Here is a 25,158-nt window from a genome sequence, read left to right on the forward strand (position 1 = left end):
CGCAGCCGCTCAAGATCGGCGTTCAGCGAGGCGATCTCGCCGCGCAGCGCATCCGCATCAGCCTGCGGTGCGGTATCCTTGCGTTCCGGTTCGTCCTTCGCCACCGCGGCCCCTTTCGTCTTGTCGAGCAATCGCCGCTTCCAGTTTCTCACTACCGACGAATCCACTCCCAATCCCTCCGCCGCCTCACGCGAGCTCGCTCCACCGGACGCGACCTTGAGCACGGCCTCGCGCTTGAGCTCCTCAGGTATGGGCCCGTGGCGAAGCCGGCGTTCGCCGGGCGCGAGCTCGTCAATCCACGAGGCCAGCAGCGTCTTGCTCGGATACCCCATTTGGCGGATCGTACGGCTCGCTCGCCGCCCGTGCGTCAGGTAATGGTCCACCGCGGCCCGCCTCTGCTCCAACGTGTAGCGCGAATACCGCTCGCCACGCGTCGAGGGTATTCCCGTCCTCTGTTCCTCGAGCCAGTCCCGATGCCACATACGCAACGCCTCACGACTGGGATACCCCAACTCCCGGATCGCGTCCGCCGCGCAGCACTCATACCTCACATACAACTCCACCGCACGCCGACGCTGCTCCCTCGTATACCTCGCCATGATGACTCCTCCCGGATCACAGTCCAAGAAAACGTCACCACCTCGGAATACCCATTCACATTGTGGGATTCACGCCCGCTCCAGTGCCTGACATAGGACGTATGGTGTTACGTGGGCCGTGTTCCTGACAGCGCAACGTTACGTGGGCCGTGGGCGGCCCACGTAACACATACGCAAAAAGGTTGAAATTTCAACGATTATACGTGTATGTTACGCGGGCCGTGCGCGGCCCACGTTATGTGGTGCGCGGCCCACGTAACATATACGGCCCACGTAACGTGCGCGCGCCGGCGGCCGGACGCCGGTTACTGCGCCGCCTCGGCCTCCTCGAGACCGTTGAAACCACCGAGGATCACCGTCGTGGCGATGGTCTGCTCGGTCAGATTCACTCCGGCGTTGCGCAGATCGATGACCATCAACGCGTACTTGTGGAACGTGCGATCCGAATACGTGCCGAGCTCGCCGCGCAGATACGTTTCGAACGACGTCGTGCCGATCACATCCTCGTCCGTGGTCAGCACACGCATGGCCTGGCCGAGCTTCGGATACCGTTCGCGGAAATCGCGCGCCCACGCCACCTGTTGCTTGATCACGGCCTCCTGCGCTGCCACGCGTTCCGGGTCCAGCACGGGCAGGGACGGTTCGAGTTCGGCGTGATACCGTTCCGGTTCGGTCGACTCCATCATGCGCGCGTACTTCTCGGTGAGCAGATTGCGTCCCGATTTGTCGGCGTCGTCAAGGTCCTGCGCATAGCTGTCGAGCAGATCCAGCCGCCAGGTGAGGAACTGGCTGATGCGCATCTGGTGGAAGGTGGGCCAGTTGCCCTGACAGTTGGCGCGGCCGCCCTCGTTGTTGACCTGCTGGAACTGCTGCCATTCATGACGCACGATCAGTTCGGCCTTGTGCGCCTGTTCGTTGATGTTGTGCTGGTCGTCGTACCACAGCGTGCTTGTCAGCACGTTCTTGTCCGATGTTGTGGTGTTTTCCATGGTGCTCGCTTCCTGATGCTTGATAACCCTGATGCTTGATTGCCTTGATGGCCTTGATGGTCCTGATAGCCGAATGGCCTTGACGGCCCTGTGATGATCACAGACTCTTCAGCCACGGATTGGCGATGTGTTCCTCCACGTACGGCCGCTGCCATTCGAGGAAGGTCTCGTCACTGCGGGTGAGTCCGTCGCGCTTGAGTTCGGTTACGATCTTCGTACAGACGTGATCGACGATCTCGTTGATCTGCGCCACGGCGGGACCGGAACCCTTGCCGCCTTCGCCGAATCCGGCACCACCGTAGCAGGCTGCGGAGGAAAGACGCAGCACCGTCTCCAGCTGCTCGCACACGTCCGACATGCGGGTGGCGAGTCCGCGGCTGAGCCGGCGCAGCGCGGCGAAACTCCACTTGTAGTACGGCAGATACCCCACGGTGATCGGCTCGTTGACCAGATACACGAACGAGGCGGTCGCCCTGACGAACTCGTTGAGCGACAGCCATGCGCCCGCGCCGTCGCCGCGTTCGATCATGCGCGGGAAATTGTATTGTCCGGCCTGCGAGATCATGCCGATCCTGCGCGACAGCAATGCCACGCGCACATCATCGGGCATGGTCTTGAATCCCTGACGTGTCTTGGAGAACTGTCCCAGCGGGTCGGCGAACACCTGCCCGTTCGTGGCGGCGGCCAGTGTGGCCTCGTCGAGCATCAGCCATTCGTGGGCCTTCGACGGATCATTGCCCGGCGCCTCGCGGTATCCGGTGATGCCTTCAAAGAAATCACCGATCGAGAACACGCCCTCGCGACGGCTGGCACCCTGGGCGCGCGGCGTCGCGGAATCGGCGGTCTTCACCGTGAACCCCATGAACTCATGCGGCAGTAGCGTCTCGTAATCATGCTGCAGGCGCTCGCCGATCGCGGCGTAATCCTCGTCTGTGAGCCACAGGCAGAACCGTGGCGCGAAATCGTGATCCTGCGAGATGGCGTCGTCGAGTCCGTAGCATTCCGAACCGTGCCCGACCAGTCCGGCGGCGATCCGGCCCTGATATTCGGGGTAGCGATCGGCGATCATCGGCTTGCCGCAGTGCAGCCAGTACTGCTTCGCCAGTGCCAGTCCGCTGATCTCCGGCTGGATGGACGCGCGCGGGGTGGTGCTTGCGGCAGTGTTCGCGCCGCCGGCCGACGTCATATTCGCGTTCGCGTCGCTGCCGGTTCGCGGTGCCGCCTTGGCCTTCGCCGCAGCCGCCGACGACGTCATCGGCTGGTCCTCATGCTGGATGCGCCAATCGAATTCCTGCGCGGCCCCTGCGATTCTGGCGGCGGTCTGCGAATCGTCGGCGAACTGGTCGCTGTCATCGTTCCAGAAGTCGGACCCGTCGTCGGCCGGCACGGTGACGCCGGCCTTGGCCGCGGCCTGCTCGACGGCGTCCAGATTCTCCTTGGTGATGGTGTAGTAGTCGTTGTGCCCGTAGCATTCCTCGATCACCGCCAGCGACTTGCGGTAGGCGCGTACGGCGTTGTCGAGTCGTCCGGCGTGGAAGCATGCCTGCGCGTAGCCGGCCAGTGCGGAGGCGAAGTGCGCACTGTTCTCCAGATGGCCGCGCTTGTAGATGCGCAACGCCTCGGCGGCGTGTTTCATGGCTTCGTCGTCACGGTTGGCGTTGAGCAGGATCAGCGCAAGATTGGTATGCGTGGACGCCACGTCCACATCCTCGGCGGCATTCACGCTGGACGATTCGAGGATGTGTAGGGCCTTGCGCAGCTCCTGCTCGGCCGGTTCGTACCGGTTGGTCTCGCTATAGAGAATGGAGAGGTTGTTGTGCAATGCGGCCAGACGACGGTCGGTGGGGGAGAGCGTCTTCTCCGCGGATTCGAGGGCCTCGCGATAGAGCCGTTCCGCATCGTCGTACTTGCCGGCGGCACGCATGGCGGTGGCGGCGTTGATCAGCGTGGTCGTCCACGCGTCACTGCCTTCGAGCCCCATCCGCTTGGCGAGATCCAGCGACTCCGTCACCAATGGCAGATTGTCGTCGTGGCGGCCCTGCGAGCGGTAGAAGCCGAGCAGTTCGTTGATCACGGTGAGCTGTCCGGCGTCATCGTTGAGCCGTCGTGCCTCGTCGAGCGCCTGCAGCAGGTACGGTTCCGCCTTGGTGGCCGCGTCGTGCGCGGAGAATATGGCGTCCAATCCCTGAATGAATCCGTTGACGTCGAATGTGCTGTTTGCTTCGTTGCCCATGCATCCCCCTGATCCGGTCGGTTGCGGCGGGCACGTTCGTCGTGCCCCGCGGTTTTCCGTTTCCCAGTGTAGATGTCCGTACGATACGAGGAAGACGCGGATCGTGTGAAACGGCTGTGATCTTACCCACACTGGACCAAATGGAGCCGAATACGACGAACGGGCCGAATCCGATGGTCGTCCGAACCACCGATTCAACCCGTTCGCCATACCCGTTCGCCATTATCAGTCGGGCTCACCCATTCGCAGCGACATGGACACGATCACTAGGCCGTGACGTTATCGTCACACATGCACTTCGCGCATGCGTTCGTAGGCGCCGGTATTCGTCTCATGCCGGGCCGAGTACACGATAAGACAGATCACACTCAGCAACGTCAGCGGAACGCCGGACAATGCCGTGAAATGATAGTCCATATTGGTCAGGGTCAGTGCCGTACCGCCGATCACGGAGCCAACGGCGTTGCCGAAGTTGAACGCCACCTGTACGGTCGCGCCGCCGATCAGTTCGCCGCCGCCCTTGCCCGCGTTCGCCATGAGCAGCTGCTGCGGGGAGCCGACGAAGAACAGACCGAACGCCACAATGAACGTCATGATCGCCGTGCCGATGCGTCCGCCGGGAAGGAAGAAGATGATCAGCAGTCCGATCATGGAGATGAACTGGCCGAGTGCGGCGGTTCCGGCATATCGCCATGCGTCGCAGATCCTGCCTCCGGCAATGCCGCCGACCACCATGCCGAATCCGGCGAGCATCATGAGCATGGGAACCATGCCGGACGGGTATCCGCCCACGGTGGTCAGCCACGGCGAGACGTAGCTCCACCAGCAGAAGACGCCGCCGTTGCCGACGAACACGGCGATAAGGATCAGCCAGGGGCCGCGCTTCTTCAGGAATTCGAACTGGCCGGCCAGGCCCTTGTCCGGTACGGCGGGGATGCGAGGAATCCATGTCACGTCGAACACGATCGTCACTGCGGCCCAGACGGCGAGCACGACGAACGCGAGTCGCCACGACAGGAATTCGCCGAGTATGGTTCCCGCGGGAACGCCGAGCATGTTCGCGACGGTCTGGCCGGTAACCATTGCGGCGACGGCCTGTGCCTCCTTGCCCTTATCGGCCACCGTCTTGGCGATCAGCGTGGCGGTGCCGAAGAACGCGCCGTGCGGCAGGCCGGAGATGAATCGTGCGATGATCAGCATGACGGAATTCGCGGAGATGGCCGACATGCTGTTGCCGACAACCACCAGCACCATGAAGAGGATGATGAGGTTCTTCGGCGGAACTCGACGACCGAAAACGAGGATCAGCGTGCCGACGCACACGCCGATCGCATAGGCGGAGATGTAATGTCCGGCTTGGGGGATGGTGACGCCCATGTCGTGCGCGGCCTGGGAAAGGATTCCCATCATCACGAATTCGGCGGCGCCGAGTGCGAATGCGCCGAGTGCCAGCGCAAAAAGACTTTTCTTCATGGCTTTCCTATGAACAGTGGTCGAATACTTACTGGTGGCGATACTGATGGTGATGTGAACAATGATGAATAATAAAAAACCCCGCTCATTGCTGAGCGGGGTCAGTGGTCGGGCTGGCGGGATTTGAACCCGCGGCCTCTTCGTCCCGAACGAAGCGCGCTACCAAGCTGCGCTACAGCCCGTCGAACCTCGATAGATATTACACGAGTTCGTGATTCGTGCAAAAGATCGGCGTGTTGCACTAGTTTTCAACGGTTGTTCAGGTGTTGTACATGGTGTATCGTCGCATCGCTACACTGTGCAGTTATGAGTGAAGACATCATCGAAAACGGCGAGAACACTGCCGAAAACACTGCGGAAAGCAGTGAACGCCGTCACCTTACCACCGTTGAACATGCCGAACTGCTGCTGAATCAGGACGCCGACATCCGCGCCCGCATCGAATCCGGTGCCACGCTGGACGAGGCCGTCGATCCGAACAACGCCAAGCTCGGCGATCTGTCGTCCTATGGCCACCCCGAGCAGGTGCAGATGCGCGTCGCCAAGCGCGCGATGATGCTCAAGGACGGCATCGAGCCCTACCCGGTGCATCTGGACGTCACCGACACCATCGAGTCCGTCCGCGCCAAGTACGACGGCAAGCTCAACGCCGGCGACGAGACCGACGACGTGGTGGGCATCGCCGGCCGTGTGCTGTTCCTGCGCAACGCGGGCGGTCTGTGCTTCGTGCAGCTGTCCGCCGGCGACGGCACCAAGATCCAGGGCATGATCTCCAAGCGCGAGATCGGTGCCGACTCGCTGAAGCAGTTCAAGCAGATCGTCGATCTCGGCGACCATCTGTACATCCGTGGCCGCGTGATCTCGTCGAAGACCGGCGAGCTGTCCGTGTTCGCCACCGACTGGGCGATTGCCGCCAAGGCCCTGCAGCCGCTGCCCGCCCTACACAAGGATCTCAACGAGGACACCCGTACGCGCAAGCCGTACATCGGCATGATCGCCGACGAGAACATCCGCAACATGGTGCGCAACCGTTCCAAGGCGGTCGCCTCCCTGCGTCGCACGTTCGACGATCACGACTTCATCGAGGTGGAGACCCCGATGCTGCAGACCGTGCACGGTGGCGCCGCCGCCCGTCCGTTCACCACGCACATGAACGCCTTCGACCTGGACCTCTACCTGCGCATCGCGCCGGAACTGTTCCTCAAGCGCTGCCTGGTCGGCGGCATCGACCGCGTGTTCGAGATCAACCGCGACTTCCGCAACGAAGGCGTGGACGCCACGCATGCCCCCGAGTTCACCATGGTCGAGGCCTATCAGGCCTATGGCACGTACGACACCATCGGCAAACTCGTCAAGGAGCTTGTGCAGAAGACCGCCATGGACGTCTTCGGATCCTACAAGGTCACGCTGCTCGACGGCACCGAATACGACTTCGGCGGTGAATGGAAGCAGATCAGCATGTACGACTCCCTGTCCGAGGCCCTCGGTGAGGAGATCGTGCCCAACGGCGGCCCCGATCACCCCGGCACCTCCGTGGAGCATCTGGGCGCCATCGCCGACAAGCTCGGCGTGGAGCGCGACGACGTGGAGAACCACGGCAAGCTCGTCGAGCACCTGTGGGAGCACTTCTACGAGGACAAGCTGTATGAGCCCACCTTCGTGCGTGACTTCCCGGTCGAGACCAGCCCGCTCGTCAAGGGCCACCGCTCCAAGCCCGGCGTGGTGGAGAAGTGGGATCTCTACGTGCGCGGCTTCGAGCTCGCCACCGGCTACTCCGAGCTCAACGACCCGATCGTGCAGCGTGAGCGCTTCGTGGCCCAGGCCAAGGATGCGCTCGCCGGCGACGAAGAGGCCTGCGACATCGATGAGGACTTCCTCGAGGCCCTCGGCGTTGGTATGCCTCCGGCAGGCGGCATGGGCATGGGCATCGACCGTCTGCTCATCGCGTTGACCGGCGCCACGATCCGCGAGACCATCACCTTCCCGCTGGTCAAGCCGTTGCAGAACTAACGGAATCGTCGGTTCGCCGCGATTTGACGTCGAACCGTCGCGATCGCAATCATCTAGGGGACACTCCATACCGGGGTGTCCCCTTTTGCGTTGATCGGCATTCGGTCAATGCGCGGCGATTCGCATGACATGTCACGGTGTGCCGCGAGGCGTTGCCGAGGGAGTTGCGTGTCGATTTGCCTTTTTGAACGTTCTATTAATAAACTCTGTCAATTGTTTAACGACGTTACTTCGTGATCTCATCGAAGAATCCCACAGCCTTTCGATCCGCGGAGTTGTTGTTGCGTATATTCGACGGTCGTGCATTCGGCGGTCGTAATGAACAGATGACCGTTCCGCAGGGGACGGATATGGAGAGGAAAACAACGATGAGCAGCGCACAGCCTACAGAGGTCGAGGAGACCTCCGCGCAGACCGCCGACAAGCTCGGCAACGCTCCCTTCGCGGTGCTGATTCCCGTCATGATGTCGTTCTTCGTGATGGGCTTCGTCGATCTGGTCGGCACGGCATCGAACTATGTGCAGTCTGATTTCGGTCTGTCCGATTCGGTGAGCAACATCTTCACCACCATGGTGTTCTTCTGGTTCCTGGTGCTGTCCGTTCCGGCCGGCATGCTCATGAACCGCATCGGCCGTCGTCATACCGTACTGGTGAGCATCGGCATCACCGCGCTGGGCTGCCTGCTGCCGATCATCGGCTATCTGATCCCGTCCAAGGGCGCGCAGCTCGCATTCATCGTCGTCTCGTTCTGCCTGCTCGGCATCGGCAACACGTTCATGCAGGTCTCGCTCAACCCGCTCGTCGGCAATCTGGCCCACGACGAGAAGCTCGCCGGCATGCTCACCTTCGGCCAGTTCGTCAAGGCCATCGCCTCGTTCATCGCCCCGCTGATCGCCGGCTGGGCCGCGGTCACCTTCGGCAAGTGGTGGCTGCTGTACCCGATCTACCTTGTGGTGGCGGTGCTGGCGTTCGTCATGCTGAGCTTCGACGAGATCAAGGAAAACGCCCCCGACGCCGGACGCACCAGCATCGCCGGATGCTTCGCCCTGCTGAAGAGCCCGGTCATCCTGCTGTGCTTCCTTGGCATCGTGTGCCATGTGGGTGTGGACGTCGGCATCAACGCCACGGCTCCGAAGATCCTCATGGAGCATTCGAACCTTGGTCTTGAGACCGCGGGCGGTGCCACCAGCGTGTACTTCGCGTTCCGTACGCTTGGCTGCCTGTCCGGTTCCGTGCTGCTTCAGAAGTTCAGCCGCAAGGCGATGCTGCGTGTCTGCGGCGCGCTTATGGTCGTTGCCGCCGTGTGCTTCCTCCTGTTCTCCGGCATCGCCGGCATGCCGACGTGGCTGGCCTATGTCGGTCTGGCCTGCGTGGGCATGGGCAATGCGAACGTGTTCTCGATCATGCTGACCACTGGTCTGCTGCACCTGCCCGAACGCCAGAACGAGGTCTCCGGCCTGATGATGATCGGCCTGATCGGCGGTGCGATCTTCCCGCCGCTTATGGGTCTGGCATCCGATGCGATGGGCATGCAGCTCGGCGCGATCCTCGTCATGTCGATTGGCGTGCTGTACATCGCATGCATGGGTGCGTTCTTCAAGTCCTACGGCACCACCCGCTGATCGACGCAGGCCGTCTGCGCGGTCGTTGACGTGATCGTCGTCGTTCGCACAACCATCGCTCAAGGTCCCCTCATCCGGAAACGGGTGAGGGGACCTTGTTGTTGGTCGTTCTTTGTTGAACGTCATTCACGACTTCCATATCATTCACGACTTCCATATCACTCATATCACTCACGTCACTATGCTGAAAACCATGAATCTGGGACTTTGGGTGCGGGGGATGCGTCCACGAACATTGCCGGCGTCGATCGCTCCGGTCATCGTCGGTGCTGCCGCCGCCTATGGCGTACTCACCCGCGATGACGGTTGGGGATTGCGATGCCTGTCGACTGATGACGCCGTATGGGTGGATGCGGAGACCGGCAACGGTCCGTGCGCCACGACGTGGACCGCCATCGATGGCGCATTGCCGCGGTTCTTCGGCATGATGCTGCTGTGCATGGGCGTGGCCCTGTTCCTGCAGATCGCCGTGAACTTCGCCAACGATTATTCCGACGGCGTGCGCGGCACCGATGGCCATCGAGGCGCCAACGAAAGCCGCACCGGCAAGCCGCAGCGACTCACCGCCTCTGGCTTGGTTCCACCGAAACGGGTGCTCGCCGTCGCTGGCATATCCGCGGCGCTGGCGTGTCTGTGCGGTCTCGGCGTCGCCATCGCAAGCCGTCAGTACTGGCTGATCGGTCTCGGCGCACTCTGCCTGATCGCCGGCTGGTTTTACACCGGCGGTCGTCATCCTTACGGATATGCGGGATTCGGCGAACTGTTCGTATTCCTGTTCTTCGGACTGGTGGCCACGCTTGGCACTGAATTCGCCATCTGCCAGTCCTTCGACGGATTCGGCATCCCGAACGTGACGGCGTTCGATTTCACCGGCATCGGCGAATCATCGTCCGTGAGTGTGGCCTGGCTGCTACAGGGGGAGTACGGCATCGATGGCGTGGGGATGCTTGCATCCATATGTGTCGGACTGCATGCCGTGATGGTGCTGATGGTCAACAATCTGCGTGACATCGACGACGATGTGGTCCATGGCAAACGCACGCTTGCCGTACGACTGGGCTGGCGTGGCGCATGGATAGCGCTTGTCGCATGCTGCGTGGCCGATTGGATCGCGGCTATTCCGCTGATGCTGGTGGAGTGGGCTCCGTATGCGTCATGGTTGTGGATTGCGGCCGGTGGCATCATGCAGACGCAGATCATTCGCGCCGTGTTGAAGCGCGATTTCGGGCGTGCTCTGGGTCTGTCCGGCATGCAGTGTCTGGTCTTTGCCGTGATCGTTGTCATCGGCACGGTGTCGTTCGGTACGGAAGTGCAGTCGGCCGCGTTGCCGCTGGCATGAACCCGATCGGCGATACTGAGCCTGATCATCAATGGATTGTTCACCGTAAGTGTGATCACACTAGTGAATACACACGCCGAATGTTTACCTGAATGTTATGGAACGGCGAGGGTTTTCCATGGTTTTCGTCGCAAGATTGGCATAAACTATGCCGTATGACTTACAAACTAGTACTGCTCCGTCACGGACAGAGCGCATGGAACAAGACCAATCAGTTCACCGGCTGGGTGGACGTCCCGCTGACCGAGCAGGGCGAAGCCGAAGCCAAGCGCGGTGGCGAGCTGCTCAAGGAGAAGAACGTCCTTCCGGACATCGTGTTCACCTCCCTGCTGCGTCGCGCCATCAACACCGCCAACATCGCGCTGGATGCCGCCGATCGTCTGTGGATTCCGGTCAAGCGTAGCTGGCACCTCAACGAGCGTCACTACGGCGCTCTGCAGGGCAAGAACAAGTCCGAGATCCGTCAGGAGTACGGTGACGAGAAGTTCATGCTCTGGCGTCGTTCCTACGCCACCCCGCCGCCGGAGATCGATCCGAACGACGAGTACTCGCAGAACAACGATCCGCGTTACGCCGGCGATCCGGTGCCTGAGACCGAGGCTCTGGCCAACGTCGTGGCTCGCGTGACCCCGTACTGGGAGTCCGAGATCATCCCCGAGCTCAAGTCTGGCAAGACCGTGCTGATCGCCGCCCACGGCAACAGCCTCCGCGCCATTGTCAAGATGCTTGACGACCTGAGCGAAGAGGAGATCGCCAAGGTGAACATCCCCACCGCCATCCCGCTGGTCTATGAGCTTGACGAGAACTTCAAGCCGATCAAGCCGCGTGGCGAGTACCTGGATCCGGAGGCCGCCGCTGCCGGTGCCGCCGCCGTGGCCAACCAGGGCAAGTGATTCGAGCGGTGATCGTCGGCCCATCGATGGCTGACGGTCACCGAACAGAACACCGAGACTGAATCTCAGAATCATTCCGAAGGGTTTTCCGTCGTATGGCGGGAAACCCTTTTCTTGTTTTCATGGTTTGCAACCGTCAGAAGCGATGCGTTTGCAATCGTCAACGAACCGCCGACAAACGCGACTATCCGACAAACGCGACTATCCGACAACGAAAAAACGTCGACCTCCCGATCATCTCGGAAGGCCGACGTTCTGTCAGTTGAAAAGATGCCGAATGAATCGGCGCATACCTTACTTCGCCGGAGCGGACAGGTACGGATCGTTATCGGAGGAATCGGCCTTGACCTGCGGGGCCTTGGTAGGGTCGAAACCGGAGACGATGTAGACCAGACGACGGGCGGCGGACACGGCGTGGTCTCCGAAGCGCTCGTAGAAGCGACCCAGCAGCACCACATCGATGGTCTGCTGAGTGGAGCCGGTCCAGTTCTCACCGTTGACGATGTCGAAGATCTGCTGGTGCAGAGCATCGAGCTTGTCGTCGTTGATGATCAGCTGCTCGGCAGCTTCAACGTCGCGATCGCTGAGCACGTGGAGAAGCTCTTCGGTGGTCTTGTCGAGGAAGTCCTGCATCTGAGTGAAGACCTCACGGGTCTCCGGGGTAAGCGCGGACTCGGGGTAGGTACGACGAGCAATCTCGGCCACGTGGCGGGCGAGATCACCCATACGCTCAAACGTGGAAGCCAGACGCAGCGTGGACACCACGACACGAAGATCGGTGGCGACGGGGTTCTGACGAGCCAGCAGCTGCACGCACTGGTTGATTACGCTGGTTTCCAGAGCATCGATCTCCAGATCGCCATCAATGACGTTCTGGGCGACTTCGACATCAGATTCAAGCAGAGCCTTGCCGGCGCCGAGGATCGCGGTGCGCACTTCCTGCGCCATGCGATCGAGATCGTCGGCCACCTGCTTCATCTCCTCGGTGAAGATTACGCGCATTTCTCTTTGCCTTTCATTTCATTGCAACAGTCAGCTGCAAACCTTTTCCCATTCTAGGCGATGAACATCGAAACGACGCCGTTGCCGCACGGTGTAAACCACGAGTTGTCTGAGTGTTCACCGGCATGTTCACTTTGCTTTCACCTTGCGACGTTCCGCGATTTCCCAGCGGATTCCCCGCGCCGTGCAACAATAGTGCCATGACTACGCAAAACGCCCAGATCGTATCAATGGTGATCTTCGTGATCTTCTGCGTGATGATGCTCATCGCGCTCGTGGCTCTGATCTCCAGGTTGTACAACTGGGCGTATCCGTTCCTTTCCCAGTATATAAACACCGATGCCATTGCGCACTGGCGTGCCAGCATCGGGTTTCGTCGGTCCCGCAGGCGAGGTGATGACGACGACGATGACGACAACGGTCTTGATTTCGAGACCGTGCGCATTCTGTCCGTCATTCCCGGGCTCACGGTGGTGGTCGATGAGAACGACGAAGTGCTGCAGGCAAGTACGGACACGTATCGACTCGGCCTTGTCAACGACCAGAGTCTTGTGAACGACCGTATTCTCGAGGCCGTGCACAGCGTTCGCAAGTCGGGAGGCAAACGATCCTGCGAACTTGTGACACAGACCCCGGAACAATACGCCGAGCAATATCGGTTCGACGGCGACAACAATGGGCTGGCCGCGGAAACGGAAACGCCGGAAGGCGACGGCATGGCGGTGGTCTCCCGTCCCAACTGGCTGAAAGTGACCGTTGGACAGATCAGCGATACGAAGACGCTGGTGATCATCGACGACGTGAGCGAGGAACACCGGTTCGCACAGGTCCGTGATGATTTCGTCGCGAATGTGACCGAACAGCTGATCAAGCCCACGCGGGCATTGGAAACGCTCGGCGAGGATCTGGAACAGGACGATGTGGATATCAGCCAGATCCTTGTGGAGGCGTCCCGCGTACGCAGCTATGCGAGTCACCTGAGCCATCTGGTAGCCGATCTGCTGTTGCTGATCAAGGCGCAGACCAAGGTGGTGCCAAGCCGGAGCAACCTTGTGAACCTGCTGGATCAGGTGCATATCGCCGCGGATTCCGCTGCGGCGCTCGCCAAGGACCACCATATTCGTGTGATCGTCAACGGTGCGGATGACATCATGGTGCATGCGGAGACCGAACAGTTGCAGGGCGCATTGTCCAAGCTCATCGAGAACGCCATCGACTATTCCCCGGCGAACAAGGCGGTGGGCATTGCCGTCTCACGGGCCAAGGACGGCGATCATGCCGTGGTTCGTGTGGTTGATCAGGGATGCGGCATTGCCCGCGAGGAACAGCCGCGCATCTTCGAGCGCTTCTATCGTGGCTCCAATCAGTCCTCCCGCACCGGCGACGGCGTGGGACTGGGTCTGGCGATCGTCAAGCACGTGGCGCTCACCCATCATGGTTCGGTGGCGGTATGGAGTGCCCCCGGTCAGGGCAGCACGTTCACCTTCTCCCTGCCGCTCGCCGAATAATTCACATATTCACTATTCGGACGATCGATTCATTATGCATTTATGCATCGTGAATCGACAATCGTGCCGACCGGACTACTTCTGATTACCCAATCGACGGTAATACCAGCGGTTGAAATGCTCCCAGATCAGCAGCAGCACGCCGATGATCATGCCGGATACGCATACGATGAGCGCGCCGGTGGCGTGTTTGCCGAGCAGAACGAGAATAAGACAGACGATGCCGGCGATCAGCCATAGCGTCGTCCCGATAAAGAACACCCTGTGCAGATCCACCTGTGCGGGCTTGGGACCGGGCCTGCGAGCGCCTGGATCGAGAATGGGTGCCAATTTCATAGGGAATACCTTACCGCCGGGGGTTGTCTTCCGGTACGTGTTGGGTAACCTTGGGAGGGTGTGCCCGGACGGGACGCGTCGGAATGGGTCCGACCACGGCGGCGGAAAGGGGATGGCGTGATTCCGATTCGACCGGTGCCGAAGCCGTATGCATGGGGATCCTATGACCGTCTGCAGTCGTTGGTGCCGTCCATGCGTGATATGCGTGGCCCGTTGGCTGAATTATGGTATGGGGGACACCCGCAGTCGCCGTCCATGGTGGTGCTTGGCGATGATGAGATGGCGTTGGATGCCGCGATTCGCCGTGATCCTGAGCATATGCTCGGCACGGTGGTCTCCCGCCGATGGGGGCCGGCGCTGCCGTATCTGCTCAAGATGATCGCCGTTCGCACGCCGTTGTCATTGCAGGTGCATCCGTTGGATTTTGAGGCGCGTGCCGGATTCCATCGGGAGAATGCCGCCGGAGTGCCGTTGGATGCCGACGTCCGATCGTTCCGCGATGATCGGGGCAAATCGGAAATGGTGGTGGCGCTGGATGATTTCCGTGCCTCCATTGGGTTCGCTCCCGTTGCCTTGCAGCTGGCGGCCCTTCGGCTGATCGACCATGATCTTGCCAGGCTGATGGTCCGGCTGCTGGAGGGGGATGCCGTTGCGATGTCCTCTGCGGCGGATGATTGCATGCCTCCAGCCGCGGCATTGTGGGGGCGTTCGGAACGAAACATATTCCGTGCATTCTGGTTGGCGGTGATGGCCGGTCAGGGCGTATGCGATTGTGACGTGTGGGAATCGACGGATTGGTTGCCGCTGCTGATCGCCGCCCAGGATCGGGCGTCGCGTATGGGAGCCGTAGGCGGCGCGGAGACGCCGTTCATGATCGACGGCGTTCGTTCGGCTCTTGGCAACGCCGTGGATGCCGCCCGGACGTTCCCGGGCGATTCCGCAGTGTTGGCGCTTGCGATGATGAATGCCGTGCATCTGGCTCCCGGGGTGGGGGCGTTTATTTCCACAGGCGTTCCCCATGCCTATATTCGGGGAACGGCGGTGGAGATCATGACGAATTCCGATAATGTGCTGAGGGCCGGTCTGACGGTGAAGCACCGGGATGTGCCGAATCTGCTGCGTAACCTCCGCCCCTCGCCGGAGCCGGTGAGGCGTCCGGAGTCCTTTGCCGTGGCTGATGGCGTGCTGTATCGTCCGGGGCTTGATGAGTTCTCGCTCAAATATGGTGTGGTGAATGCGTTGGATCCGTATGCGGCGGCTGTCGGTGTTTCCGATGCTCATCCGTGGTATGAGACCTCGGCGATTGTGCCTCCGCCCGAGTGCGTGGATCGTCCTCGTGTGCTGGTCTGCCTGTCCGGCGAATTGCGTTCTCGTGTCGGACATGTGACGGATGCGGGTGCAGTCGCGGGTCGGGGTGGTCTGCGAACCGTGGTGATGCGGCAGGGCGATGCCGTGTTCATTCCCGCCGCCGATGGTCCCGTGTCGATCGACGGCGGGAATGAAACGACCGGTGGGACCTATCTTCTGGCCTCCACCGGTCTGTGATTACTAACGGATTATTCGAGTCGACGCTGATTCATATTGCTGATCTATATATATGGACACCATATGGACCGACGTCGGTTCGACCCGTGTGAATCTCCTACTGCAGGTGCTCCACCACGTAGTCGATGCAGTAGGTGAGCGCTTCCACGTCGCTGGGCTTGACGGACGGGAACACACCGATGCGCAGCTGGTTTCGTCCCAGCTTGCGGTATCCCGAGGTGTCCACGATGCCGTTGTCGCGCAGCGCCGCAACCACTGCGGCCGCCTTGATCGAATCGTCCAGATCGATGGTCACCACAACGTTGGAACGCAGTGACGGATCGGAGACGAACGGTGTGGCGTAGTCGGACTTTTCGGCCCAAGTGTACAGGATGTCGGCCGACTTGGCGCAGCGTTCCTGCGCCCAGGTCAGGCCGCCGTGCTCGTTGAGCCAGCGAACCTGCTCGTCCATGAGCACCAGCGTGCTGATGGCGGGGGTGTTGAGCGTCTGATCCTTGCGGGAGTTGGCGAGCGCTTGGGTGAGCGACAGGAACGGCGGGACCCAGCGGCGTGCGCCTTCGAGTTCGGCGCTCTTCTCCACATCCTCGGCGCGCTTGATGGCGTCGGGGGAGAGGATGGCGAACCACAGGCCGCCGTCGGATCCGAACACCTTCTGCGGGGAGAAGTAGTAGGCGTCGGTCTGGCTGATGTCGATGGGCAGACCGCCGGCACCGCTGGTGGCGTCGATGAGCGTGAGGGCTCCCTGCTCCACGCTGCCGGGGACCCTGTGGACGGGGGCCATCACGCCGGTGGAGGTTTCGTTCTGCGCCCAGCAGTAGGCATCCACGTCATCGGTGTACTGGGGGATGGCGCACGAGCCGTATTCGGCCTTGTAGATGACGGGTTCCTCAAGGAAGGGGGCCTTGGAGGCGCTGGTGGCGAACTTGCCGCTGAACGATCCATAGGTGCCGAATGCGGCCCTGCGCGAGATCAGTGAGGCGCAGGCGACCTCCCAGAAGGCGCTGGCGCCGCCGTTGCCCAGTGCGATCTGCCATCCTTCGGGGATGGAGAAGTAGTCGGCCAGTCCTTCTCGAATGGAGGCGACCACATGCTTGACGGGTGCCTGGCGATGCGAGGTGCCGAGCAGGTTGTATCCGGCCTCGGTAAGTGCCTTGACCTGCTTATGACGGATTTTGCTGGGCCCGCAGCCGAATCGACCGTCTTCGGGCAGCATGGACATAGGAATTTTCACGGGTTCGATCATGTGGTCCAGCGTACCCAGACCGCCATATTTTCTCATAATGTGAGATTGTGGACATTATGATTCTTTTTGTGCGTTTCTGTCGATATATCGAAAATCATCCGGAAGACTGATGGTTTGACAAGAAATATTGGGGTTGATGTTGCACGGTCAAACCGGGGGAGTTTCAGCGCTTCGGATGATTTGACAATATGGTGAAGATTGCTTTTATCAGAGAGTTATTGATCTGTCAAGTCCGTCAAACGTTTCGCCTTTCCGATCGGTAGGTTCGATTTGTATCCGTCATGCGGACCGGTTACTATCCAAGTTTGGACAAAGACATCCAAGGAGTGATTAGCAATGAGACATGCGGCTCATAAGGCCAATGCCCAGAGCACCGGTTCGGCACGCGTATACAAGCCTGCCCGTCCGGGACGCGCGGCGCATACTTCGGCCGTAGTGTATGCGAAGTCTCCTCTTGCGGTGGTGCCTGAGGTCGCCAAGATGCTCAACGAGGGGGCTCCGGCCACTCGTAGGGCCATTCGTCAGGCGGCTCGTCAGAAGGCCCACAAGAAGCAGTTTCTGAGCGCATCGGCGTTTGCGTTGCTTGCGGCAACCGCCAGTAGCGTCGCCTACGCGTCCACGGCCTCCTCCGCCGGTCTGCCGTCCGCATCCGACGCGGTCTCGTCTCTGGTGACTGATGCCACCACTTCGACGCCCGCAACCGATGAATCCTCGTCTTCCACCACGACGACGTTGCGTGACACCAACGTCGACGTGTCCTCCACCACGGTCTCCCGTTCCGAGGCCCGTGTGAGCGCCGACGAATCCGCGGCCTGGAGCCTGTCGTCCGCATCCGATGCGCTCGACACCTCGCAGATGTCGAAGTCGTTGGCCGACAACCCCGAGGTCGCCAAGCTGATGGACCGTGATGCGGCCGATTTGCCCGCCGATTTCAATCCGAACCATGCCACCGGAGACACCGGCAACGCCTATTCGTTCTCCCAGTGCACCTGGTGGGCGTATCTGCGTCGCCAGCAGCTCGGTCTGCCCGTTGGATCCTACTTCGGCAACGGTGCGGAATGGGCCGATTCCGCGCGTGCCCTCGGCTATTGGGTCGACAACACCCCGCGCGTCGGCGATATCATGGTGTTCCAGCGCGGCCAGGAGGGTGCCAGCTCCGTCTACGGTCATGTGGCCATCGTCGAGTCGATCAACCCCGACGGTTCGGTCGTCACCTCCGAAAGCGGCGCTTCGCTCAACGGCCAGACCATGTCCCGCACGTTCTCCAACGTGCATGATTTCCAGTACATCCACTACTGATCCGTACTGGTTGTACCGAGTATTTGCGTTACCGTCGCGAGTATGCGACGTGTGGACGTGACCGATGATGTGCGTGGTCGCGTCCGGTGTTCCTCGCTGTTAACGTTCTGAGCGTTTTCGGCGCATAGTGTTAGGGTAGTGAGGTAATGATGAAAACACGTAAATCTATTTCTATTCTTGCCGCGACGCTTGCCGTCGTGTCCATGTCCGCATTCGTCGCTCCGGCGGCCAGTGCCGCCGATACCGGTGTCGTCACGTCGTCGCGTTCCTTCAAGGGACAGCAGTCCCGTAGCTCCGCCCTGCTGAAGGAGTCCACCGCCACCAGCGTGGATTCCGATTCCACTTACGGCGGCATCGAGTCGCTGGATGTTCCGCAGACCAAGTCCCAGGCCGAGAAGGACGCCGAGGCAGCCGCTGCCGCTGCGGCCGCTCAGGCCCAGGCGCAGGCGGAAGCCGAGGCTGCGGCCCGTCAGCAGGCCGCACAGCAGGCCCAGTCCGCCAGTCGTTCCAATGCACGTAGCTCCCAGACCGGAACCACGGCGGGAACGTCGTCCAATTCCTCATCATCCAGCTCCGCGGCTGCCGTCACCCCGGTGAACGGCACCAGCGCCTCCGCCGTGATCGGCTTCGCCATGCAGTTCGTCGGCAACGCCACCTATGGCGGATGCAACGTGTCCGCACGTCAGTGGGACTGCTCCTGCTTCGTGCAGTACGTCTACTCCCAGGTCGGCGTCAGCCTTCCCCGCACCTCCGGTGCCCAGGCCACGGTCGGTACCGCAGTGCCCAGCCTTGATCAGGCCCAGCCCGGTGACATCATCGCCAACAGCGTTCACGCTGGCATCTACATCGGTGATGGCAAGGTGGTCAACTCCCTGAACAGCCGAGTCGGCACGGCCGTCACTCCGGTGAACGTCGCCTTTACCGGTGGCTACTCCATCCGTCGAGTGCTCTGATCCGACCAGTGCCGTCGCCTCCGACGGTCCGATGATTTACGTGTGGCGCCCCCATCCGGGGGCGCTTTTTTGTATCTCCGATCATTCCAATGCCTTGATATCAACACCTTGATATACTCGTGTGGTGATGATGAACTCACAAATCCACGTCAGGCTCTTCTCCATCCTTACATCCGCTCTTGCGGTGGTCTCCATGTCCGCGTTCCTCGCTCCCACGGCCAGTGCCGCGGGCGATCAGGTCGTGACATCATCCCGTTCGTTCAAGGGACAGCAGTCCCGATACGCATCCCTGCTCAAGGAAGCGGCCGCAACATCCGTCGACAGCGACTCCAGCTGGGGCGGTGTGGAAAACCTCGAAGTCCCCAAGACCGAATCCCAGGCCGAGAAGGACGCCAAAGCCCGTGCCGAGGCCGAAGTGCAGGCGCAGCAGGCCCGTGAACAGGCAGCAGCCGCAGCCAGCCGTGCCTCCGCCGGCCGCACCTCATCCGCACAGTCCGAATCCGCAACGGCCACCGACTCATCATCCGCGGCGGTCGATCCCTCCGCCGTAACCGCGCCCACCAGCGCTTCCGGCGCTGCCGTGGTCTCCTATGCCCTGCAGTTCCAAGGCGTGCCCTACGTCTACGGCGGCACCACGCCGTCCGGTTGGGACTGCTCCGGCTTCACCTCGTACGTATACCGTCAGTTCGGTCTGGAGATCGGTCGTACCGATGCCGATCAGCGCGCCTACGCCGTGGCGCATGGCGTCAAGGTCACCAATCCCGAACCCGGCGATCTGATGTGGAAATCCGGCCACGTGGGCATCTACATCGGTGGGGGACAGATGGTCCATGCATCCACGCCGAGCACCGGCACCATCGTCAGCTCCGCGTCCTACGCCAACTTCGAGTACTACCGCATCATCTGATTCATCTGATCATCGTTGACGTCATCTGACTCCCATACGGGAACGATGACGACACGCATTCATCATGTTCATCATCGGTTGCCCGCATCGGAGAACGATGCGGGCAACGTCGTATTCGGTTGGAAAACAGCCGTTTCCGACTCCGCCAATATCCACACGTCAGACGTATCATATGTTCGCTGACGGCACCTCCCGCGTTTCGCGGTTTCAGACGCTATCCTTGCAAGTAGGAGCCATGCACAGACGCATGGTCCTTTCCCAGCACACAAGGGGAGGTACATCATGACTGTCAACGAAAAGGCCATTCTTGTTGGTGTGGACGGTTCGGATGCCAGCTACAAGGCCACTTGGTGGGCGGCGAACTACGCCAAGCACGCCGGCCTGACACTACAGATCGTCTGCGCGTATTCACTGCCGAGCTATGCCGCGGTCTCTTTCGACGCCACCTATACCGCCATGGGCGACGACAATGTGGCGCATACCGATGCCCAGGAGATCCTGTCCAAGGCCAAGGCGATCGCCGACGAGCAGGGTGTAGAGGCCGCCACGCTTATCGTCACTGGCGATCCGAGCTCGGTGTTCGTGGAGCTTTCCCGCAACTACAATCTCATCGTCATCGGCAACCGCGGCAAGGGCGGATTGGCCGAACGTCTGCTGGGCACCACCAGTTCCAGCTTGCCCGCCTACGCATACTGCCCGATCGTGGTCGTGCCCTATACCGACGACGACGGCAACCTCATGCACCTGAACAACACCATCACGTCGGTGGTCGTGGGCTCCGACGAATCCAAGTGGGGTCTCAAGGCGCTCGACATCGCCGCCGAATTCGCCCACCAGTGGGGTGCCAAGCTCACGGTGATGAGTGCCGTACCGAGCTTCGGCGGCATGGGAATGTTCGCATCCGGCGGTGCGACCGGTGCCGAGGCGAACAGCATCATGGAGTCGTATCTGGAGGATCTGGACGTGCGCATCGCCCCCATTCAGGAGCGCTTCCCGGATCTGGTCATCGCCAAGTCCGTGGTGCCGGGGTCGGCCGTCACCGCGCTCACCGAGGCCAGCCACAACACCGATGTGGTGGTCGTCGGATCCCGTGGACGTGGAGGCTTCACCGGTCTGATCCTTGGCTCCACCAGCCAGGGTCTGCTGCAGCACTCCGTCAGCCCCGTCTATGTGGTGCCGCGCAAGTACGTGGAGGCCGCCGAGTCCCGTCTCGACACGGTACCGGCATCCCCGGCCGATGTCACGCCCAAGTCGCTTGACGACATCAGCGGCGTGCAGGAGGTCTCCGTGCCCACCGCCGACGCCGAGGCCGCACACGCCATCGAGGCCACCATCGACCCGGAGCACAAGGACTGATCGGCTTCGCCCGGCGTCTACTGTAGCCCGTGTAGCCCGCGGCATGCCGTGCATATGAGAAGATCCCTCCGACGATAACCATTCGTCGGAGGGATCTTCAGGTTGTGAGGACGGTGTCAAACCAGCCCCTGCATGCCGTTCGTCAGGAACGAACCGTGATGTCCATGCGGCAGGGGGTGTCCTGCTCGTAGGTGTGCTTCACGGTGCAGCCCTTCTCCACGTGGCGGCGGATGCGCTCCTTGAGCTTCTCCACGTCCTCGGGGCTCAGGCCGGCGTCCACGGCGTCCACGGTGAGCTGCTCGGTGAAGTTGATGTAGGCGTCGTGATACTGGTCGTACGTGCCGTCCACAACCACCTTGGCACCCTTGCCCTCACCGCAGGCGCTCTCCACGGCGAACTGGCTGCTCAGCGCGGCACAGCCGGCCAACGCCACCTTCATCAGATCGCCAGGCGTGAACTGTCCCTTGTCCTTGCCGAACTTGATATGCGCTCCATCATCGGAGAAGGCGTCCCAGGAACCGTCCTTGTTCCGCTCCACCCAAATACGCTTGCCCATGATTCCTCCTTGATATCGAAGAATTCGTTATGTCCCGGCATGACCGGCGGGTATGCCGGCATTCCACCCTCCAATGTAATCCACGGTTGTGTTCCATGCGTTCATATACTCTCCCAGTGGATTCGCATTGTGGAGGATCACACGTTTCCGTTTCCCGAGTGTCATCCGAGTGCCCTCTGAGCGATGTCATCGGGTTCTCCGGTCGCTAGACTGGTGCCCATGGCTTTGACTCAAGAACAACTCGATGACATTCGCGCACGCATCCCCGCGCGGCCGGAAACGGACATCCCCATGCCGTACGAGGATCTGGTGCGCACCATTCTCACCGAAGGCACACTGAAATCCGACCGCACCGGCACCGGCACCATCTCCCTGTTCGGCCGGCAGATGCGCTTCGATCTACGGGAATCGTTCCCGCTGCTCACCACCAAGACCGTGTATTTCAAAGGCATCGCATACGAACTGCTGTGGTTCCTCAAGGGATCGAACAACATACGCTGGCTGCAGGAGCACAATGTGCATATCTGGGATGAGTGGGCCGATGCCGATGGCAATCTTGGCCCGATCTATGGCGTGCAGTGGCGCAGCTGGCCGGCACCGACCCCCGATGATCCCAACCGCACCATCGACCAGATCGCCAACGTCATGGATCTGATCAGGAACCATCCCGATTCCCGCCGCATGATCGTCTCCGCATGGAATCCGGCCGAAGTGGAGAACATGGCCCTGCCGCCGTGCCACGCACTGTTCCAGTTCTACGTGGCCGATGGTCGACTGTCCTGCCAGCTGTACCAGCGCAGCTGCGACATGTTCCTGGGTGTGCCGTTCAACATCGCCTCGTACTCGCTGCTCACGCTCATGATGGCCCAGCAGGCCGGGCTCGAGCCGGGCGAGTTCGTATGGACGGGCGGCGACTGCCATGTGTACGACAACCACATCGAGCAGGTGCTCACTCAGCTGGAACGCGAACCGTACCCCTATCCGACGATCCGCATCCGCAAGGCCGCGTCGATTTTCGACTACGATTACGATGATTTCGAGATCGTGGACTATCGTCATCACCCGGCTATCAAGGCACCGGTGGCCGTCTGACTCAACGATTCCGGCGATGGTTCGCAGGGCGTGACGCTGATCGGCGTCGAATGACGTTGTTGCACGCCCCCGTCTGGCCGGATCGTTAGGATGAAAACACTGCGTACGAAGGAGTTTTTCTATGGAGCATGACAGTAGCCGAAGCGGCTATCACGAACCCAAGCCCGGTTCTGCCGGGCTTTACGATGAGGATTGGGAGAACGAGGACCTGCATGACGATGGTCTGCGTCCGATCCGCGTCAATCTGATCTGGGCACAGTCCCGTAGCACGGACGGTCGCGAGGGCGCGATCGGATTCGAGGGGACCATGCCATGGCATCTTGCCGAGGATATGAAGCATTTCAAGGATCTGACGATCTCGCATCCGGTGATCATGGGCCGACGCACATGGGAGTCGCTGGGGGAGCGGTATCGTCCGCTGCCGAACCGCGACAACATCGTCATCTCCCACGACGATCGGTATCGCGCGCCGGGAGCCACCGTGGTCGACTCGATCGACGACGCCTTGGATCTGGCTCGTCAGGAGGCCATTCCGGACGATGGCATCGAGCGCAACGAACTGTGGGTGATCGGCGGAGCACAGATCTTCCGCGAGGCGCTGCCGTTCGCCGACAAGGTGTTCATCACCGAGATCGATGCCGAATTCCCCGCCGATACATTCGCCCCGCCGCTGAATGAGCTGGTGGAGGCCGGTCTGTGGCAGGTGTCCGGTGAGACCGGATGGATGAAGCCATCCAAGGACACCGACACCGGCATCGCCGGATATCGTTTTGTGGAATATGAAAGGAAGTCATGACCGATACCCGTTCCGCCAATCAGCACGATGACCGTTACACGGTGATGACCGTTTGCACCGGCAACATCTGCCGTTCCCCCATGGCCGAGATCATTCTGCGGCATGTCGTGGAGGAGCGCGGGCTCGGCGATCGCGTGCGCGTGATGTCCAGCGGCGTAAGCAGCGAGGAGCACGGCAATCCGATCGATCCGCGCGCCCAGAAGGTGCTACGTGAACGTGGTTACGCGGTTGATCCGCATCACTTCGCTCATCGCATCACCCGTGACGAGATCGAGCAGACCGATCTGTTCCTGCCCATGACCGCGTCACATATGCGGGCTCTGCTGCGGCAACTGCCTGCGGGCAAGCGGGCGGAAGTGCACATGTACCGCAGCTTTGATCCGAACCTGCCGCAGCCCAAACCCGGTCAGGAGGACCGGATCGATCTGGTGGATCCCTGGTATGGTGGTCCGCGCGAGTTCGATGTGGCCATCGACCAGATCGAGGAAGTAGCCCCCTACATCGTCGACTGGATCGAAACCCAGCTCTGACAGCGGCTTGGCGGTCAGAGCGACCGCCAAGCCGTGGCGGCCCCTGATATACGGGCTAAAAAAGACGATATCGGCAATTCATAGCAGGATACGGACGTTTCCGCGTGTCAGAACGTCCGTACCCTACTACGAATCGTCGGAAATGCCTTTTTTCAGCCCGTAATCGTATATACGTTCGTCGTGCTCGTCGTGCGAACCCCGGATACGAAAAATCCCCGACCGGGGTTATAGGCCAAAATGTGTGTCTGTTTCGGCTTGCTTTCCTTTATGGCAGTAGGCGTTTCCCCTGTTCGAGTTGTATGGGCGGGGAACTCGAAGTCGGCCAGAATGTGTGTCCGGAACAGGCTGTGAGGCCTTTCGGGACAACGGTTGAGCGGCTTTCGAGTTGGCGTGGCAGATTGGGTGGATGAACACACCCAGTTGCGCCGTGTGCGGCGAGCCGATGAAACGGAACGGAAGAACAAGCTCGGGGCGGGTCAGGTGGCGGTGCCGGGACGCCGGCTGCGGGAGCTCGCGCACCCAGTCGCGCGACAACAGGGCCCGTGACCTGCGGTGCGGACTGGACTGGCTGTTCTCCAAACGGTCGCAGGCCGAGCACGACCTGCCCTCCCGCACGTTGCGCCGCCGGTGCGAGCTGATGTGGGGCCTGTGGCCGCCGGTGCCCCTGGTGGACGAGGTGCGTCACGTGGTGCATGTGGACGGCATCCACCTGCACCGCGACGCCGTGGTACTGATCGCCATCGCCGACGGGCACGTGATCGGCTGGCACATCGCCAAAAGCGAGCGGTCGGCGGCGTGGCAGAGCCTGATGGCGCGCATCGCGCCACCGGACGTGCTCGTGTGCGACGGCGGGGGCGGCATCATGAAGGCCGCGAAG

At 61.2% G+C, this 25,158-nt stretch carries 22 protein-coding genes and 1 tRNA gene; 14 read left to right on the forward strand and 9 right to left on the reverse strand.

The window, feature by feature from the left end; translation table 11 throughout:
- From BTIS_RS11000 to BTIS_RS11020, 5 genes are all read right to left on the reverse strand, one after another.
- The coding region (locus BTIS_RS11000) for a transposase (RefSeq protein ID WP_143248947.1) at positions 1–599 on the reverse strand (599 nt) is incomplete at its 3' end.
- Between the two features lie 305 nt (positions 600–904).
- Positions 905–1,588, reverse strand: a complete 684-nt coding sequence (locus tag BTIS_RS11005) for a DUF4125 family protein (protein ID WP_094665437.1) — start codon at positions 1,586–1,588, stop codon at positions 905–907.
- Between the two features lie 97 nt (positions 1,589–1,685).
- Entirely contained in the window at positions 1,686–3,821 is a 2,136-nt protein-coding gene (locus tag BTIS_RS11010) for a DUF4037 domain-containing protein (RefSeq protein WP_094665439.1), read from the reverse strand.
- A gap of 285 nt (positions 3,822–4,106) precedes the next feature.
- The gene (locus tag BTIS_RS11015; RefSeq protein ID WP_094665441.1) at positions 4,107–5,294 is read right to left on the reverse strand and encodes an MFS transporter; all 1,188 of its coding nucleotides are present in this window, start codon (positions 5,292–5,294) and stop codon (positions 4,107–4,109) included.
- A 105-nt stretch (positions 5,295–5,399) separates the two neighbouring features.
- Positions 5,400–5,476 (reverse strand) — tRNA-Pro (locus tag BTIS_RS11020).
- A gap of 124 nt (positions 5,477–5,600) precedes the next feature.
- Here BTIS_RS11020 and lysS point away from each other — a divergent pair.
- From lysS to BTIS_RS11040, 4 genes are all read left to right on the forward strand, one after another.
- Positions 5,601–7,304 (forward strand): lysine--tRNA ligase, encoded by a 1,704-nt coding sequence (gene lysS, locus BTIS_RS11025; RefSeq protein ID WP_094665443.1) that lies wholly within the window; start codon positions 5,601–5,603, stop codon positions 7,302–7,304.
- A gap of 350 nt (positions 7,305–7,654) precedes the next feature.
- A complete protein-coding gene (locus BTIS_RS11030; RefSeq protein WP_275542051.1) occupies positions 7,655–8,926 on the forward strand; it encodes an MFS transporter in 1,272 nt (423 codons plus the stop codon).
- A 220-nt stretch (positions 8,927–9,146) separates the two neighbouring features.
- Positions 9,147–10,265 carry a 1,4-dihydroxy-2-naphthoate octaprenyltransferase gene (gene menA, locus BTIS_RS11035; RefSeq protein WP_094665467.1) on the forward strand — a complete coding sequence of 373 codons (1,119 nt, stop codon included), beginning with the start codon at positions 9,147–9,149 and terminating at the stop codon, positions 10,263–10,265.
- Positions 10,266–10,420: 155 nt separating this feature from the next.
- Positions 10,421–11,158 (forward strand): phosphoglyceromutase, encoded by a 738-nt coding sequence (locus BTIS_RS11040; protein WP_093960194.1) that lies wholly within the window; start codon positions 10,421–10,423, stop codon positions 11,156–11,158.
- A 294-nt stretch (positions 11,159–11,452) separates the two neighbouring features.
- On the opposite strand, the gene phoU is transcribed toward BTIS_RS11040, so the two are convergent.
- The gene (gene phoU / locus BTIS_RS11045) at positions 11,453–12,160 is read right to left on the reverse strand and encodes a phosphate signaling complex protein PhoU (protein WP_094665447.1); all 708 of its coding nucleotides are present in this window, start codon (positions 12,158–12,160) and stop codon (positions 11,453–11,455) included.
- A 200-nt stretch (positions 12,161–12,360) separates the two neighbouring features.
- Between phoU and BTIS_RS11050 the strand changes: the two genes are divergently transcribed.
- A complete protein-coding gene (locus BTIS_RS11050; RefSeq protein ID WP_245819431.1) occupies positions 12,361–13,668 on the forward strand; it encodes a sensor histidine kinase in 1,308 nt (435 codons plus the stop codon).
- Between the two features lie 75 nt (positions 13,669–13,743).
- Here the strand turns inward: BTIS_RS11050 and BTIS_RS11055 are convergent, their stop codons facing one another.
- Positions 13,744–14,004 carry a DUF2530 domain-containing protein gene (locus BTIS_RS11055; RefSeq protein WP_094665449.1) on the reverse strand — a complete coding sequence of 87 codons (261 nt, stop codon included), beginning with the start codon at positions 14,002–14,004 and terminating at the stop codon, positions 13,744–13,746.
- Positions 14,005–14,121: 117 nt separating this feature from the next.
- Here BTIS_RS11055 and BTIS_RS11060 point away from each other — a divergent pair, with 117 nt between their 5' ends.
- Positions 14,122–15,549, forward strand: a complete 1,428-nt coding sequence (locus tag BTIS_RS11060; RefSeq protein WP_158216906.1) for a type I phosphomannose isomerase catalytic subunit — start codon at positions 14,122–14,124, stop codon at positions 15,547–15,549.
- Positions 15,550–15,646: 97 nt separating this feature from the next.
- Here BTIS_RS11060 and serC read toward each other — a convergent pair whose 3' ends face one another.
- Entirely contained in the window at positions 15,647–16,792 is a 1,146-nt protein-coding gene (serC, locus tag BTIS_RS11065) for a phosphoserine transaminase (protein WP_094665471.1), read from the reverse strand.
- Between the two features lie 336 nt (positions 16,793–17,128).
- Here serC and BTIS_RS11070 point away from each other — a divergent pair, with 336 nt between their 5' ends.
- The 4 genes from BTIS_RS11070 to BTIS_RS11085 all read left to right on the forward strand — a co-directional run bounded on the left by BTIS_RS11070 (position 17,129) and on the right by BTIS_RS11085 (position 21,307).
- A complete protein-coding gene (locus BTIS_RS11070) occupies positions 17,129–18,091 on the forward strand; it encodes a CHAP domain-containing protein (RefSeq protein WP_094665453.1) in 963 nt (320 codons plus the stop codon).
- 146 nt (positions 18,092–18,237) lie between these two features.
- Positions 18,238–19,044, forward strand: a complete 807-nt coding sequence (locus BTIS_RS11075) for a C40 family peptidase (RefSeq protein ID WP_338024227.1) — start codon at positions 18,238–18,240, stop codon at positions 19,042–19,044.
- A gap of 127 nt (positions 19,045–19,171) precedes the next feature.
- Complete coding sequence (locus BTIS_RS11080; RefSeq protein WP_169713099.1) at positions 19,172–19,951, forward strand: C40 family peptidase; 780 nt, start codon at positions 19,172–19,174, stop codon at positions 19,949–19,951.
- Between the two features lie 282 nt (positions 19,952–20,233).
- The gene (locus tag BTIS_RS11085; RefSeq protein ID WP_094665457.1) at positions 20,234–21,307 is read left to right on the forward strand and encodes a universal stress protein; all 1,074 of its coding nucleotides are present in this window, start codon (positions 20,234–20,236) and stop codon (positions 21,305–21,307) included.
- Between the two features lie 142 nt (positions 21,308–21,449).
- Here BTIS_RS11085 and BTIS_RS11090 read toward each other — a convergent pair whose 3' ends face one another.
- Positions 21,450–21,863, reverse strand: a complete 414-nt coding sequence (locus tag BTIS_RS11090) for an OsmC family protein (protein ID WP_094665459.1) — start codon at positions 21,861–21,863, stop codon at positions 21,450–21,452.
- Positions 21,864–22,082: 219 nt separating this feature from the next.
- Here BTIS_RS11090 and BTIS_RS11095 point away from each other — a divergent pair, with 219 nt between their 5' ends.
- The 4 genes from BTIS_RS11095 to BTIS_RS11110 form a co-directional block, all read left to right on the forward strand.
- Positions 22,083–22,955, forward strand: a complete 873-nt coding sequence (locus BTIS_RS11095; protein WP_094665461.1) for a thymidylate synthase — start codon at positions 22,083–22,085, stop codon at positions 22,953–22,955.
- Positions 22,956–23,076: 121 nt separating this feature from the next.
- Positions 23,077–23,751, forward strand: coding sequence for a dihydrofolate reductase (locus tag BTIS_RS11100; RefSeq protein WP_094665463.1), 675 nt, complete (start codon positions 23,077–23,079; stop codon positions 23,749–23,751).
- Positions 23,748–24,281: a low molecular weight protein-tyrosine-phosphatase gene (locus BTIS_RS11105; RefSeq protein WP_094665465.1), complete on the forward strand. Its 534-nt coding sequence runs from the start codon at positions 23,748–23,750 to the stop codon at positions 24,279–24,281. The genes BTIS_RS11100 and BTIS_RS11105 overlap by 4 nt, the downstream gene beginning before the upstream one ends.
- Before the next feature lie 406 nt (positions 24,282–24,687).
- The coding region (locus tag BTIS_RS11110) for a transposase-like zinc-binding domain-containing protein (RefSeq protein WP_420807020.1) at positions 24,688–25,158 on the forward strand (471 nt) is incomplete at its 3' end.

It is taken from the genome of Bifidobacterium tissieri, assembly GCF_002259645.1.
In the GTDB taxonomy this organism is placed as follows: domain Bacteria; phylum Actinomycetota; class Actinomycetes; order Actinomycetales; family Bifidobacteriaceae; genus Galliscardovia; species Galliscardovia tissieri.